The sequence below is a fragment of the Variovorax sp. FG153 genome (assembly GCF_057809595.1).
The window spans coordinates 25,265-41,680 of sequence record NZ_JBMDKG010000005.1; the positions used below are offsets into that span (position 1 = coordinate 25,265).

Sequence of the window (16,416 nt, forward strand, 5' to 3'; positions counted from 1 at the left end):
CCTGAACGGGTGATGCGTGAGCGGCGCCAGCTTCCGAAGATCGAACCCGATGAGTACTCCCGGGCTACAAGATTTCAGCGGGCTCCTGCTGCGGCTGTACCGACACGCGCACGAACTGCCGATCGACGACTTCCAGGACGCGGCGCTGCAGCTGATCAAGCCGGTGCTGCCCTTCGACTCCTGCATGTGGGGCACGGCCTCGCGCGGCACGGCCGGCATCGACATCCACACGCTGCACCTGCACAACCAGTCGATGGAGATGATCGAGAGCTACGAGCGCGTGAAGCACCTCGACACCGCGGCCGCCGAGGTCGCGCGCCGCCCGCGCACCACGCTGGCCTTCAACGCCGACGCCTGGTTCTCGGGCCGGCACCAGGGCGCGCTGCGCGAGCACGGCCGGCGCCACGAGCAGGCCAACTTCTTCATCACCTCGGACGTGAATGCCGCGAGCGGGCTGGTGCACTGGATCACGCTGTTCCGCGCCGACGCCGAGGCCCATGGCACGCCCGAGGAGACGCAGCTGCTGTCGGCGCTGGCGCCGCATGCGATGCAGGCGCTGTCGCTCAACCGCATCGTGCACCTCGACCGGCTCGAGGCCCCGCTGGGCGGCACGCCCGGCGGCTCGGCCATCGGCGACCTGCACGGCGTGCTCTACCACGCCGACAGCGCCTTCGAGGAACTGCTGCGCCGCGAATGGCCGGGCTGGCACGGCCGCACGCTGCCCGGCGCGATGCTCGAGGCCTTCCTGCAGGGGCAGCCGCGCTATGCGGGCCGCGCCCTCGTCGCGAGCCACCACGTCGAGCAGCGGCTGCTGTTCCTCAAGTGCCGCGCGCGCTGCCGCGCCGACGACCTGACGCCGCGCGAGCACACCATCGCGCAACTGGTGGCGCGCGGCAACACGCACAAGGAGATCGCGGCCATGCTGCACCGCGCGCCGGCCACGGTGCGCAACCACATCCAGTCGATCTACGAGAAGCTCGAGGTCGGCAACGTGGCCGGCCTGATCCAGGAAATGGCCCGCGCCGGCTGAGCGGCGCGCCCCTCCGCGGCCTCGCGCTACTTGGGCCGGATCGCGTCGGCCGTGCCCTGGATGAAGGCCTTGATGCTCTCGATGTCGTCGGCCGACAGCTTGCCCGTGAAGTCGGGCATGCCGCGCGCCATCGCCGGGCCCTTGAGCACGAACTTGTCGAGGTTCTCGATGTAGGCGGAATCGAGGTAGCCGAGGTTCGGGATGTTGCCGCCGCGGTCCACGCCGGGCACGCCGTGGCAGAAGACGCAGTTGCTGACGTAGAGCATGGTGCCGGCCTGGACCTTGGCCGGGTCGTACTTCACGCCCTGCACCAGCTTGCTCATGCGGTACTGCACGAAGTCCGGCATCTTGGCCGTGCCGCCGACCGCGAAGGTGTAGACGGTGCCCGGGCCCTGGCGCTCGGTGGCGCGCTGCGCGAGGCCGTAGACGCCGCCCCAGCCCACGGCCACCGACACGTACTGCTTGCCGTCGACCATGTAGGTGGCGGGCGCGGCGACCACGCCGGTGCCGGTGGGCGTCTCCCAGAGCTTGTCGCCGTTGCGCGCGTCGTAGGCCACGAGCCGGCCGTCGGCCGTGCCCTGGAACACCAGGTTGCCCGCGGTGGTGAGCGTGCCGCCGTTCCACGGCGACACATAGTCCACGCCCCAGGCCTCCTTCTGCTTCACCGGATCCCAGGCCACGAGGCGGCCGAAGGGCTTGCTCGTGGGCGGCTCGACGTTGGCGAACTTGCCGGTATTCCAGCCCAGCGCGGCATGCGGGCGGCCCGGTGCGTTCTGGTCGAACTTCCAGTCCTTGTCGTCCATCAGGTTCAGCGGCACGTGCTGCGCGGGCAGGTAGGCCAGGCCGGTCTGCGGATTGAAGGACATCGGGTGCCAGTTGTGCGCGCCGAAGGGGCCGGGGATGCTGTCGCCGGGCTTCTCGTTCTGGCGCGCGGCGGCGATCTCGATCGGCCGGCCGTTCTTGTCGTAGCCCGTGGCCCAGTTCACTTCGACGAAGTTCTTCGCCGAGATGAACTTGCCGTTGGTGCGGTCGATGACGAAGAAGAAGCCGTTCTTCGGCGCATGCAGCACCACCTTGCGCTGCTTGCCGTCGACCTTGATGTTGGCCAGGATCATCGGCTGCGTGGAGGTGTAGTCCCAGTTGTCGCCGGGCGTCTCCTGGTAGTGCCAGACGTACTTGCCGGTGTCGGGGTTGAGCGCGACCACCGAGCCCAGGTAGAGGTTGTCGCCGCCCTTGGGGCTGCGTGCCTTGTGGGCCCAGGGCGAGCCGTTGCCGGTGCCGATGTACATCAGGTTGAGCTCGGGATCGAAGGCCATCGAGTCCCACACGGTGCCGCCGCCGCCGGCCTCCCAGTACTTGCCGTCGGGGTCCCAGGTCTTGGCGGCGCGCGCCATGGCCTCGTCCTCGAAGGGCTTGGCCGGGTCGCCGGGCACGGTGAACCAGCGCCACTTCTGTTCGCCCGTGGCCGCGTCGTAGGCCGTGATGTAGCCGCGCACGCCGTACTCGGCGCCGCCGTTGCCGATGATCACCTTGCCCTTGAAGACGCGCGGCGCGCCGGTGATGGTGTAGCTGCCCTTCTGGCCCTCGATGGTGTTCTTCTCCCAGAGCTTGCGGCCGGTGGCGGCATCGAGCGCGATCAGGCGCCCGTCGAACGCGCCCACGTAGACCTTGCCCTGGTACAACGCAACGCCTCGGTTCACCACGTCGCAGCAGCCCTTGAAGCCTTTGGACCTATCGACCTCGGGATCGAAGGTCCACAGCTTCTGGCCGGTGCGCGTGTCGATCGCATGCACCACGCTCCACGAGGCCGTGACGTACATGATGCCGTCGACCACCAGCGGCGTGGCCTCGACGCCGCGCGTGGACTCGAGGTTGTACGACCAGACCAGGCCGAGCTGCTTCACGTTGCCGGCGTTCACCTGGTCGAGCTTGCTGAAGCGGGTCTCGGCGTAGTCCAGCCCGATGCTGGGCCAGTCGGGCGTCTGCTTCTGCGCCGCGTTGGCGCGGATGAAGCCGCCGTCGACGCGCCGGGCGGCCGCCGCGGCACGGTCTTGGGCGGAGGGCCCGCTGCCCTGCGCCGAGGCGATCGATGCGAGCGCGAACAGCCATGCGGCGGCCAGCGCCGCCAGCGCGGAGGAATTCCTTCTTCGGGTCATCGTGGGTCTCCTTGTGCCCAGAGAATCGTCCGGGCGGCGCGCGCGTTCACCTTCGGGATTTCCCCGATCCGGTGCTGTTCCATTGCGGAACACATTCGATGCTGGTCCCGGTACCCCACGGAGGCGATGGCACATGACCCTCGACAGGCTGGGCACGGCGAACGCGCCGCGCCAACTCTTCGCCACCACGCCGGCACAGCGCGTGGCACTCGCGCGGCAGCAGTTCTTCGAGGAAGGCGTGCGGCCCTCGGGCCTCGTCGGCGAAGCGGTGCTGCAGTCGTGGATGCGCTGCTGCCGCACCCACAGCGACCGCCAGCGCATCGTGCCCTTCGATCCCGTCACGCCGAGCCGGCTGCATGCCACGCTGGCGCGCAACCGCGAGCTGCTCGAGGTGGCGCGCCAGGAGCTCGCGACCATGGAGCATTCGCTCGCGGGCACCGACTGCCGCGTGATCCTCACCGACCGCGACGGCGTGGTGGTGCACGTCACGCACGAGTCCGCGCCCGCGCACCAGCCGGTGCTGCGCAAGACCGCGCGCGTGGGCGTGAACATCTCCGAGCGCGTGGTGGGCACCACCGCGCCGGGCATCGTCGCGAGCACCGGCCTGGCCTGCACGGTCGACGGCGCCGAGCACTATTTCGACGTGCTGCGCGAGATGCAGTGCGCCGCGGCACCGATCCGCGGCATCGACGGCCGGCTCGCGGGCGTGCTCGACCTCACGGTGGAGGCGCAGCGCTTCGGCTTCGACGCCGCCTCGATGGTGGCGCTCTATGCGACCACGATCGAGAACCGCCTCTTGCAGGCGCAGTCGCGCGAGCAGCTGATCCTGCGCTTCCAGGCCAGCCCCACGCTGCTGGGCACGCCGCTCGAGGGCCTCGCGGGCATCGCGTCGGACGGCACCATCGCCTGGCTCAACGGCGCGGGGGCGCGGCTCATCGGCCACCTGCCCGAGCAGCCCGATGCGCGCGGCGTCGAATGCCTGCTGGGCCACGACCTCGCGAGCCTGCTGCGGCTGGGCCGGCGCGAGTCGGCGCAGCCGCTGCGGCTGGCCAGCGGGCTCGGCGTGTGGGTGCAGGCGCGGCTGCAGGGGGCCGACGGCGTCGACTTCGGACACGCGGTGGCGCTGGCGCAGCGCGTCGAGGCACCGGCGCCGGCACAGGAGCCGCCGCAGCAGATGCAGCAGGAGGACACGCCGGAGCAGCAGTCCGCCGATGCGCCGGCCGCGCCGCAGGCCGGCACGCTGCGCGAGCACAGCCGCAAGCTGATCGAGGAGACGCTGGCCGCGCACGGCGGCAACGTGTCGCAGGCGGCGCGGCAATTGCGCGTGTCGCGCGGCACGCTGTACCGGCGGCTGCGCGGCTGGGAACAGGGGAGCGACGAGCCCGGCGACGCCTAGCTCACTCGCCCTCGCGGCCCGAGCCCGCCTCCACCGGCTGCGATTCGAGCAGCACGCAGATCGCGCGCACCTGCTGCTCGATGATCTTCGCCACCTCGGCGCGGCGCGCCGGCCCCATGCGGCTGGAGATCGCGGCCACGCTCACGGCCGCGATCGGGTTGTCGGGCGGAAAGGCGACGCCGATGGCGGCCGCGCCCGGCGTGGCCGCGCTGTCGAGGAAGGAGTGGCCCTGCGCGCGCGTTTGCGCGATGGCTTCGCGCAGGAAGCCCGGTGCGAAGGCGGCGCCGAACTTCGCATAGCGCGCCTCGTTGGAGGCCACGATCAGTTCGGCTTCGGCCTCCGGCAGCGCGCTGAGGATCGCAAGGCCGCCCGCGCCCACGCCCATGGGCCGGCGGATGCCGACGTCGAGCGTCAGCGCCTTGATCGGATAGGCACCGAGCGCGCGACTGGTGCAGATCGATTCGGGGCCGCGCCGCTCGCTGAGGTAGACCGTGTCCTGCGTGAGTTCGGCGACGGTGCGCAGCGCCGGCTCGCACAACTCGCTCAGGTGGTAGCGCGGCTGGGCCAGCATGCCGAGCTCGTGCAGCAGCGGGCCCAGGTGGTACTTGCGCGTGAGCAGGTCGCGCACCAGCAGGCCCTCGACCTCGAGCCGCTGCAGCATGCGAAAGCAGGTCGACATCGGCAGGCCGCTGAGACTCACGACATCGGCGATGCGCATGCCGCGCCGCCCGCGCGAGGCCACCACGCGCAGCATGCCCACCACGCGCTCGATGCTCTGCGTGCCCGAGCGCGCGGCGGCGGCCGGCGGCGGGGCGGTCTTGGCGGTGGTGCGGCGTTTAGTTTCCACGATGCGGCAGTAATTCGGGTTGCTCCCCAATGGGGAAGAATTTCCCTCGACTGTAATCGGTGGATCGAAACCCAAGGACTGCCACATCGTGGAAGTCGAAAGCCGAACAAGATGCCCCAGACGATGACCGAGAAGATCCTGGCCCGCGCCGCCGGCCGGCCGCGCGTGGCGCCGGGCGAGGAGATCACGGCGCGGCCCGATTTCGTGATCGCCTACGACTTCCCGGGCTACACCGACGTGTTCTTCAAGGAGACGCGCGAGGACTTCGGCATCGAGAAGGTCGCGAGCCCCGAGCGCTTCGTGCTGTTCATCGACCACATGGTGCCGGCCACCGCGCCGAAGGAAGAGGAGCTGCACAAGATCACCCGCGCCTGGGGCAAGGAACAGGGCGTGCCGGTGCACGAGCGCGAGGGCATCGGCCACCAGGTCGCGGCCGAGCTCGGCTATGCCACGCCGGGCGCCTTCGCCGTGCACTTCGACGGCCACGTGAGCCAGCTCGGCGCCTTCGGCACCTTCGCCTTCGGCGCGCGCAAGGGCGTGCTCGAGTCCTTCGTGACCGAGACGCTGACCCTGACCGTGCCCGCGACGGTGAAGGTCGAACTCACGGGCACGCTGCAGCCCGGCGTGATGGCGCGCGACGTGTTCCATCACATGGTGCGCGTGATGGGCCCGGCCTCCTGCCGCTTCAAGGTGGTGGAGCTCTGCGGCCCCGTCATCGACGCCATGAGCATCGAGGGCCGCCAGACCCTCTGCGGCCAGGCCATGTTCCTGGGCGCGACCACGATGCTGATCGCGCCCGATGCGAAGACGCTGGCCTACGTGCAGGGCCGCTCGAAGATCGCGCTCGATCCGGTCTACCCCGATGCCGATGCGACGTACGAAAGCGTGGTGACGATCGACGTCTCGGCGCTCGAGCCCATCGTGGTGATCCCGCCGAGCCCCGCCAACACGCGCGACCTCCAGGACTACACCGGCATCGAGGTGCACACCGGCTACCTGGGCTCGTGCGCGAGCGGCCGGCTCGAGGACCTGCGCATCGCGGCCGAGGTGCTGCGCGGGCGCCGCATCCAGCCGGGCTTCCAGCTGCACGTGGTGCCGACCTCCAAGGCCATCATGGCGGCGGCCGCGCGCGAGGGGCTGATCGAGGTGCTGGTCGAAGCCGGCGCCTTCATCAGCTCGCCGAGCTGCGACTACTGCTTCGGCCGCATCGCCACCATGAGCGACGGCCAGCGCGCCGTTTCCACCGGCACGCTCAACACGCCCGGACGCATGGGCAGCGTGGATTCGGAGATCTACATCTGCAACGCGGCCGTGGTCGCGGCCTCGGCGCTCGAGGGCCGCATCGCCGATCCGCGGCCCTACCTGGCGGCGGCGCGCGAGGGAGTTTCCGCATGAGCCTCGAGAACCTGCGCGGCCGCGCGGCCTGGGTCTTCGAGGAAGACGACTACGACATCGACCTGATCGTCGGCGTGCGCAACATCAAGATCACCGACGTGAAGGAACTGGCCGCGCTGGCCATGGCCGACTACATGCCCGGCTTCGCGGCCGGCGTGCACAAGGGCGACCTGCTGGTCGGCGGCCACAACTTCGGCTACGGCCATCCGCACTACCCGGCCATGCGCGCCATGCGGCACCTGGGCATCGTCGCTGTGATCGCCGAATCCTTCTCGCCGGGCTTCTTCCGCGGCGAGACCAGCATGGGCTTTCCGCTCGTGAGCTGCCCGGGCATCCGCGCGGCCACGGCGCGCGGCGACGAGCTCACGGTCGACTGGGACACGAACGAAGTGAGAAACCTGCGCTCGGGCCAGACGCTGATGCTGCAGCCCTTCTCGGCCTCCGAGCGCGGCATGCTCGACGCGGGCGGACTCATCCCTTATCTGAAGCGACGCGTGGCCCCCGCGAGCTGAGCCTCCTTTTCTCTTCCTTTGCAGTGAGTTCATGGCGCAGCGCCCATGTCGGGTCGCCACGCCCTTTTTCTGGAGACACACGATGACCTCATCCCGCCAGGCGCTGCGCCAGCGCATCACCCACGGCCCGACGCTCTGGTTCGGCGGCGCGCAGGACGCGCTGTCGGCCCTGCTGGTCGACCAGTCCGAGTTCGACGGCATCTTCAGCACCGGCTTCGGCGTTTCCGCCGCGCTGCTGGGCCAGCCCGACATGGAGCTCTACACGCTGAGCGAGAACGTCGCCACCGTGAACCGCATGGCGAACGTGGTGCGCAAGCCGATCTTCGTCGACGCCGACACGGGCTACGGCAGCGTGCTCAACGTGGGCCGGGCGGTGCGCGAGTTCGAGAAGGCCGGCGCCGCGGCGCTGCAGCTCGAGGACCAGTTGAGCCCCAAGCGCTGCCCGGCCGCGGCGGCGCCCTCCACGCTGGTGTCCATCGACGACGCGGTGGCGCGCATCAAGGCCGCGCTCGATGCGCGCCAGGACCCCGACCTGCTGATCGTCGCGCGCACCGATGCCCAGGACCCCGGCGAGGCGCTCGAGCGCGCCGCGCGCTATGCCGAGGCCGGCGCCGACCTGATCCAGCCGATCTCGCGCACCTTCGAGCGCTACGAGCAGCTGGTGCAGCTGCGCGAGGCCTGCGGCCGCCGGCTGTCGCTGATGCTGATGGCCGGCACCTGGATGACGGCGCTGACGCGCGAACAGATCGAGAGCGTGGCGGCCTTCGCGAGCTATCCGATCGCGGGCCTCTTGACCACCGTGCACACGGTGCAGGCCAACCTGCGCGAACTGGCGCGCCGCCGCTCGGGCGATTTCGCCGACCTGCCCTTCGCCCAGACCTCGATGGCCGACTTCAAGCACATCATCGGCTGGCATGCGCTCGAGGAACGGCAGGCGCACTACGAGGTCCGCTGAGCCGGCCCCGTCCGTTTTCCCATCAGAAGAATCAGGAGCACACGTGCGTACCCTCACCCTCATCGGCCGTGTCCTCACGGCGGGATCCCTGGCGCTGGCCTTCGGCGGCGCCGCCCTGGCGCAGGACGCGGCCTATCCGACCAAGCCGATCCGCCTGGTCGTTCCCTACCCGCCGGGCGGCGCCACCGACGTGGCCGCGCGCATGCTGGGCCCGCGCCTGCAGGAGGAGCTGGGCCAGACCGTGCTGGTCGACAACCGGCCCGGCGCGGGCGGCAACATCGCCATGGTCAACGTGATGCAGAGCCCCGCCGACGGCCACACGCTGGCGGTGACGCTCACGGGCATGCTGTCGATCAACCCGGTCATCTACAAGAAGGCGGGCTTCCAGGCCTCGGACTTCGTGCCGGTCGCGCGCGTGTCGCTGGCGCCGCTCTTGCTGGTGGTGCCCGAGAAGTCGCCGTACAAGAACGTGCAGGAGCTGCTGGCCGCGGGCAAAAAGGCCGGCAAGGGCGGCATGCCCTACGGCTCGGCCGGCGCGGGCGGGCTCTCGCACCTGGCCTCGGAAGCCTTCAACGCCAACGCCGACGGCAACTTCACGCACGTGCCCTACAAGGGCGGCGCGCCGCTGGTGCAGGCGCTGATGGCCAACGAAGTGAGCTGGGGCCTGCTGGGCACGGGCGACGTGCGCAGCTTCATCCAGTCGGGCAGGCTCAAGGCCATCGGCCAGCTGCGCAACGGCCGCTCCGAGCTGTGGCCCGAGGTGCCGACCCTGACCGAGCAGGGCGTGCCCGGCGGCGTGGACTTCGACGTCTGGTTCGGCGTGGTCGCGCCCGCGAAGACGCCGCCCGCGGTGGTCAAGCTGCTCGGCGAGAAGATCGCCAAGATCACGGCCGAGCCGGCCTTCCGCAAGCGGCTCAACGACCTCGGCGGCGTGGCGCCCGCGACCGGCAACACGCCCGAGGCCTTCGCCGAGGTGCTCAAGCGCGAACTCGCGATCCTGCCGAAGGCGGCGCAGGACGCGGGGCTGCAGCTGGACTAACGCTTGGGCAGCGCGTACGCGATCACGTGGTCGCCGGTGCGCGTGCCCAGCGAGCCATGGCCGCCCGCGGCCACCACCACGTACTGGCGGCCGTCGCCGCCCTCGTAGGTCATCGGCGTGGCCTGCCCGCCCGCGGGCAGGCGGCTGCGCCAGAGCTCCTTGCCGCTGTTCACGTCGTAGGCGCGCAGGTAGTAGTCGAGCGTGCCCGAGAGGAAGGCCACGCCGCCGCCCGTGAGGATCGGGCCGCCGAGGCTGGGCACGCCCATCGCGAAGGGCAGCGGCAGCGGCGAGCTGTCGCGCACGGTGCCGTTCTTGTGCTTCCAGAGGATCTGGCCGCTGCGCAGGTCGGCGGCGGCCACGTGGCCCCAGGGCGGCGCCTGGCACGGCAGGCCGAGCGCCGAGGTGAAGGGATGGAGCTTCACCGCGAAGGGCGCGCCGAAGTTCTCGTTGAGCGCGGGCAGGCTGCCCTCGGGCGGCTTGCCGCCCTGCACGTAGAGCGTGCTGTCGTCGGCGCGCGGGATCAAGGTGGAGACGAAGGCCAGCGAGGCCGGCGTGGCGAACGCGATCTGGCGCTGCGGATCGACCGCCACGCCGCCCCAGTTGAAGACACCGAAGTTGCCCGGGTAGATCAGCGAGCCCTGCGTCGACGGCGGCGTGAAGCGGCCCTCGTAGCGCAGCCGGTGGAAGGCGATGCGGCAGGCCAGCTGGTCGAACACGGTGGCGCCCCACATGTCGGCCGGCCGCAGCGCGGGCGGGTCGAAGGACAGGCCCGATACCGGCTGCGTCGGCGCGGTGCGGTCGCCCTGCGCGGCGCCCTGCGGCGCGGCCTGCTCGCGCACCGGCACCACGGGCTGGCCGGTGCGGCGGTCGAGCACGAACAGCTCGCCCTGCTTGGTCGGCTGCACCAGCGCCGGCACGCGCACGCTGCCCACGCGCAGATCGACCAGGCTGGGCTGCGCGGGCACGTCGTAGTCCCAGAGGTCGTGGTGCACGGTCTGGAAATGCCAGCGCACGCGGCCGGTCGCGAGGTCGAGCGCGACCACCGAGGAGGCGTAGCGCTCGGCACCCTCGGTGCGCTTGCCGCCCCACTGGTCGGGCGGCTGGTTGCCCATGGGCACGTAGACCATGCCGAGCTTCTCGTCCACGCTCGAGATCGACCAGCTGTTGGGCGAGTTGACGGAGTAGGTCCGGCCCGGGCCGATCGGCGCGGTGTCCTCGGGCCGGCCCGAATCCCAGTTCCACACCAGCGCGCCGGTCTCGATGTCGAAGGCGCGGATCACGCCCGAGGTCTCCTGCGTCGAGACGTTGTCGAGCACGGTGCCGCCCACCACGATCAGCGAGCGCGTGACCACCACTGGCGAGGTCGCGTAGTACGAGCCCGGCTTCACGTTGGGCATGTTCTTCCACAGGTCGATCTGGCCGCTGCCGCCGCCGAAGCGCAGGCAGGGCTTGCCGCTCTCGGGATCGAGCGCGAGCACGCGGCCGTCGGCCGTGGGCATGAACAGCTTGGCAGCGCAGGCGCCATCGGCCAAGAGGTTGGGCGACGGGGCCGCGGCCGGCGGCGGCTGGTACGAGAGGCCGCGGCAGGTCAGATGCTGCAGCGCGAGCGAGGGCGCGATCTTCGGCGTGTGGCGCCACAGCTCCTGTCCCGTGGTGGCATTCAGCGCCACCACCGACTGGTGCGGCGTGCAGAGGAACAGCCGCTCGCCGACCTTCAGCGGCGTGACCTCGAAGGTGGTCTCCTCGGGATCGCCGGGCTGGCCGCGCACGTCGCCGGTGCGGTAGTGCCAGGCCTCCTCGAGCTGCGACACGTTCACTGGCGTGATCTGGCCCAGCGTCGAATAGCGCTGGCCCATGGCGGTGCCGCCGTAGGCGGTCCAGTCGGCGCCCGCGGGGGGCAGCGCCTCGCTGGTGAAGGGCGGATCGGCCTGCGGCGCGATGCCATCGAGACGCTCGTCGCCGCGCACCCACGACAGCACGGCCGCCACCGCGAAGGCCGCGAGCACCAGGCTCAGCGCCCGGCGCGAGGCCACGATGCCGGCACCGTCGCGCCGCGCGAGCGCACGCGCGACCCAGGGCGTGAGCAGCAGCAGGCCGAGCAGGAAGAACAGGTCGCCGCGCGCGGCCATCGGCCACCATGCGAGCCCTACTTCCCACAGCGCCCAGGCCAGCGTGGCCGCGACCACCAGCGCATAGACCATCAGGCCGCGCCCGCCGCCGCGCGGCAGCAGCGCCGCGGTGGCGACGAGCCCCAGGCCCGCGAGCAGGTAGTACCAGGAGCCGCCGAGCGCGATCAGCCAGCCGCCCGCGACGACGAGCCCCAGGCCGGCCAGTCCGATCAGCAGCGCGAGGACGAGGAGCAGCGCGCTGGCGCGGGGACGGGTGGACGAGGGCATGGCGGGGACTCCGGAACGGCGGGCAAGTCCTCACCGTAGTCCCGCGCGCGCCATGCCGGCGTAGGCGGTTCGCGCATGTGCCTCCCGGCGCGGCGCGGCAGATGGCGCGCGCGGGGACCAAGGTATGCAGCGCGCGGGCGCGGCGTGGACGAAGGTACTCGCGAGTCCCGGCAGCTCAGGCCCGCGCGCCCAGCGCCGCCCGCGCCCGCCGCGCCCGCGCATCGGGCTGCAGCGGCCGCAGGTACTCGTGCAGCGCGAGCGCGGCCGCGCCCACCGCGGGCGCGAGCGCGTCGTAGCGCGCGGTGCGCAGCTCGGGCGCGGGCATGCCGGCGCCGTCGGCATGGTGCTTGACGCTCGCGAAGGCGGCCTGCGCGAAGCCGCGGTGCTCGGCGCAGGACTTGCCGCCGAGCACGATGGCGCGCGGATTGAAGGTGACCCAGAGGTTCTGCAGCAGCACGCCGAACAGCGCGGCGGCGCGCGGCATGTCCACGCCCTCGCGCGCCAGCACGCGGGCGCCGAAGAAGGCCTCGGCGCAGCCGCGCCGGCCGCACGAGCATGGCGGGCCGTCGAGCTCGAGGATGGTGTGGCCGATCTCGCCGGCCATGCCCTGGGCGCCGGTGAACAGGCGGTCGTTGAGCACCACGCCCGCGCCCACGCCCACGTCGCAGTTGACGAAGATCAGCGGGTCCTCGCCCTCGCCCGCGGCGAACTCGTACTCGCCGAGCGCGGCGGCATCGGCATCGTTCTGCAGCTGCACCGTCACGCCCGTGAGGCCGGCCGCGGCCAGCGCGTCCTCGAGCATCGGCAGCAGGCGCACGTTGCGCCAGCCGAGGTTGGGCGCGAAGCGGACCTCGCCGGTGCAGTCGTCGACCGCGCCCGGCACGCACACGCCGATGCTCGACAGCCGCAGCCCGCGCTCGGCCAGGCGGCGGTGCGCGGCCGCTGCCATGCGCGCGACCTGCGCGCAGGTGCCGGCCGGCGCGCTGTCGGCCAGCGCCTGCTCGTCGGAATGCAACACCTCGCCCTGCAGCGAGACGCAGGCCAGCCGCGCCGTGTCGACCGCGATCTCGATGCCCATGAGCGCGCGCACGCCGACATTGATCTGCAGCGGGGTCGAGGGCCGCCCGAGCCCGTCGGCCACCGCGGCGCCCGATTCGCTGAGCCAGCCTTCGTCGAGCAGCTCGCGCACCAGCAGGCTCACGGTCGACTTGGTGAGGCCGCTCTCGCTCGCGAGCCGAGCACGCGACAGCCCCGGCTGCGCGCGCAGGAGCCGCAGCAGCACGCTGCGGTTCATGCGCTTGAGCAGTTGCTGGTCGCCGATGGTCTTCATGCGCGGGGCCGGATGGGAAAGCCTCAGGCCGCGGCCACCGCCGTCGCCGCGTGCGGCGCCTGCTCGCGGCCCTCGGGCCGCTTGCCCGCGATGATCATGCCGAGCACCTCGTCCTCGGTGACGTCGGCGGTGCGGTAGGTGCCGACCAGCTTGCCGTTCTTCATCACCGCGAGCCGGTCGCTCAGCGAGAACACGTCGGGCATGTCGTGGGTGATCAGGAAGATGCCCACGCCGTCGTCCTTGAGCTGCTTCACGAGCCGGCCGACCATCGCGGTCTCCTCGGGGCCGAGCGCGGCGCAGGGCTCGTCCATGATCAGGATGCGCGCGTTGAAGTACAGCGCGCGCGAGATCGCCACCACCTGGCGCTGGCCGCCCGAGAGGCGGCGCACCGGGATGCGGATGTTGGTGAAGTTCTTGTTCAGGCGCTGGAACACCTTGCGCGCCTGCACTTCCATGAAGTGGTCGTCGAGCGTGTTCCAGGCCGTCATCTTCTCGCGGCCCAGGAACAGGTTGGCCACCGAGTCGAGGTTGTCGGCCAGCGCCAGCGTCTGGTAGATGGTCTCGATGCCCTGCGCCTGCGCCTCGGCCGGGGTGCGGATGTTGACTCTGTCGCCCGCGATGCGCACCTCGCCCGAATCGATCGGGTAGGCGCCCGCGAGCATCTTCATCAGCGTGGACTTGCCGGCGCCGTTGTGGCCCAGCAGCGCCACCACTTCGCCGGGATAGAGGTTGACGCTCACGCCGTCGACCGCCTTCACGCCGCCGAAGGCCTTGCGGATCTCCTGCAGCTCGACCAGCGGCCGGGTCTTGTCGATGTCGGCCATCTTCAGTTCTCCCCGAACTTGCGGCGATAGAGCACGTCGAACACCACGGCCACGATCAGCACCTGGCCGATGATCACCATGCGCTTGCCGATGGGCACGTCGAGCAGCAGCATGCCGCTGTCGAGCGACTGCATGATCAGCGCGCCCAGCACCGAGCCGAAGATCGAGCCGCTGCCGCCGGCCAGCGCGGTGCCGCCGATGACGGCCGCGGCGATCACGTAGAGCTCCATGCCGGTGCCCAGCGAGTTGGTGCCGGCGTTCAGCCGCGCGATCGAGACGATGGCCGCGATGGTCACCAGCACCGCGAGCAGCGCGAACAGCATCAGCGTGACGCGCTTGACCGGAATGCCCACCAGCGCCGCCGCATCGGGGTTGCCGCCCATCGCGAAGACGTAGCGGCCGAAGCGCGTGCGGTGCACGATGAACGACAGCACGATCGCCACCACGGCCCAGATCAGCACCGGGATCGGGATGCCCTGCGGCGCGTCCTTCGAGTCGATCTTGTAGTGGTTCATCACGGCCGCGAAAAGCAGCACCACGGCGGCCGGCACCGCGGTCAGCAGCAACTCGATCCACAGCGGCTCGTTGGGCATCTCGTGGCGCGTGCGCGCGCGCCGCTTCTGCACCATGCGCGCGAACAGCACCACGGCCACCAGCCCCGCGATCGCCCAGCTGGCCGTGACGCCGATGCCGCCGTCGTAGCCGCCGCCCAGGCGCTGGAAGAACTCGTCGTTGACCGGCTGGGTCTTGCCGTCGGCCACCAGGAAGGCCGCGCCGCGGAACGACATCAGGCCGCCGAGCGTGACCACGAACGAGGGCACGCCGAGCACCGCCGTGAGCCAGCCCTGGTAGATGGCCACCAGCAGCGCCACCGCGAGCCCCGCGAGGCAGGCCGTGGGCCAGGACCAGCCCGAGGTGTACTGCAGGTAGGCGATCAGCACGCCCACGAAGCCCATCACCGAACCGACCGACAGGTCGATGTGGCGCGCCACGATGATCAGCACCATCACGGTCGAGACGATGCCGACCACGGCCGTCTGCTGGGCCACGTTGTAGAGGTTCTCGGGCGTGAGGAACACGCCGCCGGACATCAGGTTGAAGCCGATCGCCAGCGCCACCAGCAGCACGCACATCAGCACGAGCCGCAGGTCGACGCCGCTGCGCCGCCACCAGCCGGGGGTTGGATTGCTCATGGGAGGACTCCCTCGGAAAGAAGGGGATGGGCGGCCGCGCGCGGGGCCGGCCCGTGGAAGGAGGAGGCGCAGCGCAGCGCGCTGCGCCCCGGTCTGCCGTTTACTTGCAGGCCGCCGGCGCGTTCGCGCCCGAGACGCCCTTGCAGAGCTCGTCCTTCTTGATCCAGCCGGCCTTGACGACCACGTCGAGGTTGTCGCGCGTGACCGGCACCGGCGTCAGCAGGCGCGAGGACAGCGAGACCTTCTTCGGGCCCGAGTTCCAGGTGCCGGCCTTCTCCACCGGCTTGCCCTGCGCCAGCGCCAGCGCGGCGCTCGCGGCCTCGCGGCCGAGCTCGCGCGAGTCCTTGAAGATGGTGGCGGTCTGCGTGCCCAGCGCGATGCGGTTGAGCGCCGCGAAGTCGGCGTCCTGGCCCGACACCGGCACGCCGCGCAGGCCCTTGGCCGTGAGCGCGGCCACCGCGCCGCCGGCCGTGCCGTCGTTGGCGGCCACCACGGCATCGACCTTGTTGCCGTTCTTGGTGAGGATCTGCTCCATGTTCTTCTGCGCCACCTCGGGCTTCCAGCCCTCGGTGTATTCGTCGCCGACGATCTTGATGTCGCCCTTCTTGATCGACTCGGCCAGCACCTCCTGCTGGCCCGCGCGCAGGAAGTCGGCGTTCGGGTCGGCCGGCGAGCCCTTGATGATCACGTAGTTGCCCTTGGGCTTGACCTTGAGCACCTCGCGCGCCTCCATGCGGCCGACCTCGACGTTGTCGAAGGTGATGTAGAACACGCCGGGCGCCTCGATCAGGCGGTCGTAGGCCACCACGGGCACCTTCTGGCGCGTGGCCTTGGTCACGGCGGGCAGGATCGCGTCCTTGTCCATCGCCAGCACGATCAGCGCCTTCGCGCCCTTGGCCATCAGGCCCTCGATGTCGCCGAGCTGCTTCTCGGGCGAGCCGCCCGCATCGGCACTGATGTACTTGGCGCCCTGCTTCTCGAGCTGGGCCTTGATCGCGGCCTCGTCGGTCTTCCAGCGTTCCTCCTGGAAGTTGGACCAGCTCACGCCGACCACGGTCTGGGCCATGGCGCCCACGGCCGTCAGACCGAAGGCCATCGCGGCCAGGGTGTGTTTCAGTTGCATCGATGTCTCTCCAGTGTTGAGTCGCCCGGTGCAGGCGGCCTGTGCTTCGGGATCGGCGCTCGAAGGCCGGGACCCGCCCCATGCCACGCCTGTGGTTCGCCACGGACCCGATTGAGAACCTTGGCGCTACTTAGTTTGGCTGGCGAACTAACTATCCCATCGCAGGCGCGGCGGGGGCATCGGGGAATTCCCCGAGCGGGACGCAGGGAGAGGAAAGGAA

The 16,416-nt window shown here is 70.9% G+C and carries 13 protein-coding genes; 6 read left to right on the top strand and 7 right to left on the bottom strand.

Annotated features, from left to right (window positions below):
* Positions 1-49: 49 nt before the first annotated feature.
* Positions 50-1,030, top strand: a complete 981-nt coding sequence (locus ACODT0_RS08025; protein WP_489041014.1) for a response regulator transcription factor — start codon at positions 50-52, stop codon at positions 1,028-1,030.
* Positions 1,031-1,056: 26 nt separating this feature from the next.
* On the opposite strand, the gene ACODT0_RS08030 is transcribed toward ACODT0_RS08025, so the two are convergent.
* Entirely contained in the window at positions 1,057-3,186 is a 2,130-nt protein-coding gene (locus ACODT0_RS08030; protein ID WP_489041015.1) for a PQQ-dependent dehydrogenase, methanol/ethanol family, read from the bottom strand.
* A 133-nt stretch (positions 3,187-3,319) separates the two neighbouring features.
* On the opposite strand from ACODT0_RS08030, the gene ACODT0_RS08035 reads away from it, so the two are divergent.
* Positions 3,320-4,582 (top strand): helix-turn-helix domain-containing protein, encoded by a 1,263-nt coding sequence (locus ACODT0_RS08035; protein ID WP_057591246.1) that lies wholly within the window; start codon positions 3,320-3,322, stop codon positions 4,580-4,582.
* 1 nt (position 4,583) lies between these two features.
* Here the strand turns inward: ACODT0_RS08035 and ACODT0_RS08040 are convergent, their stop codons facing one another.
* Positions 4,584-5,429 (bottom strand): IclR family transcriptional regulator, encoded by an 846-nt coding sequence (locus ACODT0_RS08040; RefSeq protein WP_489041016.1) that lies wholly within the window; start codon positions 5,427-5,429, stop codon positions 4,584-4,586.
* Between the two features lie 123 nt (positions 5,430-5,552).
* Here ACODT0_RS08040 and ACODT0_RS08045 point away from each other — a divergent pair, with 123 nt between their 5' ends.
* From ACODT0_RS08045 to ACODT0_RS08060, 4 genes are all read left to right on the top strand, one after another.
* Positions 5,553-6,824 carry a 3-isopropylmalate dehydratase large subunit gene (locus ACODT0_RS08045; RefSeq protein WP_489041017.1) on the top strand — a complete coding sequence of 424 codons (1,272 nt, stop codon included), beginning with the start codon at positions 5,553-5,555 and terminating at the stop codon, positions 6,822-6,824.
* Positions 6,821-7,336, top strand: a complete 516-nt coding sequence (locus ACODT0_RS08050) for a LeuD/DmdB family oxidoreductase small subunit (RefSeq protein WP_489041018.1) — start codon at positions 6,821-6,823, stop codon at positions 7,334-7,336. Before ACODT0_RS08045 ends, ACODT0_RS08050 begins: the two co-directional genes overlap by 4 nt.
* An 82-nt stretch (positions 7,337-7,418) precedes the next feature.
* Positions 7,419-8,291, top strand: a complete 873-nt coding sequence (locus ACODT0_RS08055) for an isocitrate lyase/PEP mutase family protein (RefSeq protein ID WP_261215388.1) — start codon at positions 7,419-7,421, stop codon at positions 8,289-8,291.
* A gap of 43 nt (positions 8,292-8,334) precedes the next feature.
* The gene (locus ACODT0_RS08060; protein ID WP_489041019.1) at positions 8,335-9,330 is read left to right on the top strand and encodes a Bug family tripartite tricarboxylate transporter substrate binding protein; all 996 of its coding nucleotides are present in this window, start codon (positions 8,335-8,337) and stop codon (positions 9,328-9,330) included.
* Here the strand turns inward: ACODT0_RS08060 and ACODT0_RS08065 are convergent.
* The 5 genes from ACODT0_RS08065 to xylF form a co-directional block, all read right to left on the bottom strand.
* A complete protein-coding gene (locus ACODT0_RS08065; RefSeq protein WP_489041020.1) occupies positions 9,327-11,726 on the bottom strand; it encodes a membrane-bound PQQ-dependent dehydrogenase, glucose/quinate/shikimate family in 2,400 nt (799 codons plus the stop codon). The genes ACODT0_RS08060 and ACODT0_RS08065 overlap by 4 nt on opposite strands.
* Before the next feature lie 175 nt (positions 11,727-11,901).
* Positions 11,902-13,056 carry an ROK family transcriptional regulator gene (locus tag ACODT0_RS08070; protein ID WP_489041021.1) on the bottom strand — a complete coding sequence of 385 codons (1,155 nt, stop codon included), beginning with the start codon at positions 13,054-13,056 and terminating at the stop codon, positions 11,902-11,904.
* Positions 13,057-13,079: 23 nt separating this feature from the next.
* Entirely contained in the window at positions 13,080-13,880 is an 801-nt protein-coding gene (locus tag ACODT0_RS08075) for an ATP-binding cassette domain-containing protein (protein WP_296732839.1), read from the bottom strand.
* A 2-nt stretch (positions 13,881-13,882) separates the two neighbouring features.
* Complete coding sequence (locus ACODT0_RS08080; RefSeq protein ID WP_057591255.1) at positions 13,883-15,073, bottom strand: sugar ABC transporter permease; 1,191 nt, start codon at positions 15,071-15,073, stop codon at positions 13,883-13,885.
* Between the two features lie 100 nt (positions 15,074-15,173).
* Positions 15,174-16,196, bottom strand: a complete 1,023-nt coding sequence (xylF, locus tag ACODT0_RS08085) for a D-xylose ABC transporter substrate-binding protein (RefSeq protein WP_057591256.1) — start codon at positions 16,194-16,196, stop codon at positions 15,174-15,176.
* Between the last annotated feature and the right edge of the window lie 220 nt (positions 16,197-16,416).

Bases quoted from the DNA above. Each gene is read 5' to 3' on its own strand.
- ACODT0_RS08075 (WP_296732839.1), bottom strand. From the start codon at position 13,880: ATGGCCGACATCGACAAGACCCGGCCGCTGGTCGAGCTGCAGGAGATC.
- ACODT0_RS08070 (WP_489041021.1), bottom strand. From the start codon at position 13,056: ATGAAGACCATCGGCGACCAGCAACTGCTCAAGCGCATGAACCGCAGC.
- xylF (WP_057591256.1), bottom strand. From the start codon at position 16,196: ATGCAACTGAAACACACCCTGGCCGCGATGGCCTTCGGTCTGACGGCC.
- ACODT0_RS08045 (WP_489041017.1), top strand. From the start codon at position 5,553: ATGACCGAGAAGATCCTGGCCCGCGCCGCCGGCCGGCCGCGCGTGGCG.
- ACODT0_RS08050 (WP_489041018.1), top strand. From the start codon at position 6,821: ATGAGCCTCGAGAACCTGCGCGGCCGCGCGGCCTGGGTCTTCGAGGAA.
- ACODT0_RS08055 (WP_261215388.1), top strand. From the start codon at position 7,419: ATGACCTCATCCCGCCAGGCGCTGCGCCAGCGCATCACCCACGGCCCG.
- ACODT0_RS08065 (WP_489041020.1), bottom strand. From the start codon at position 11,726: ATGCCCTCGTCCACCCGTCCCCGCGCCAGCGCGCTGCTCCTCGTCCTC.
- ACODT0_RS08030 (WP_489041015.1), bottom strand. From the start codon at position 3,186: ATGACCCGAAGAAGGAATTCCTCCGCGCTGGCGGCGCTGGCCGCCGCA.
- ACODT0_RS08080 (WP_057591255.1), bottom strand. From the start codon at position 15,073: ATGAGCAATCCAACCCCCGGCTGGTGGCGGCGCAGCGGCGTCGACCTG.
- ACODT0_RS08035 (WP_057591246.1), top strand. From the start codon at position 3,320: ATGACCCTCGACAGGCTGGGCACGGCGAACGCGCCGCGCCAACTCTTC.
- ACODT0_RS08025 (WP_489041014.1), top strand. From the start codon at position 50: ATGAGTACTCCCGGGCTACAAGATTTCAGCGGGCTCCTGCTGCGGCTG.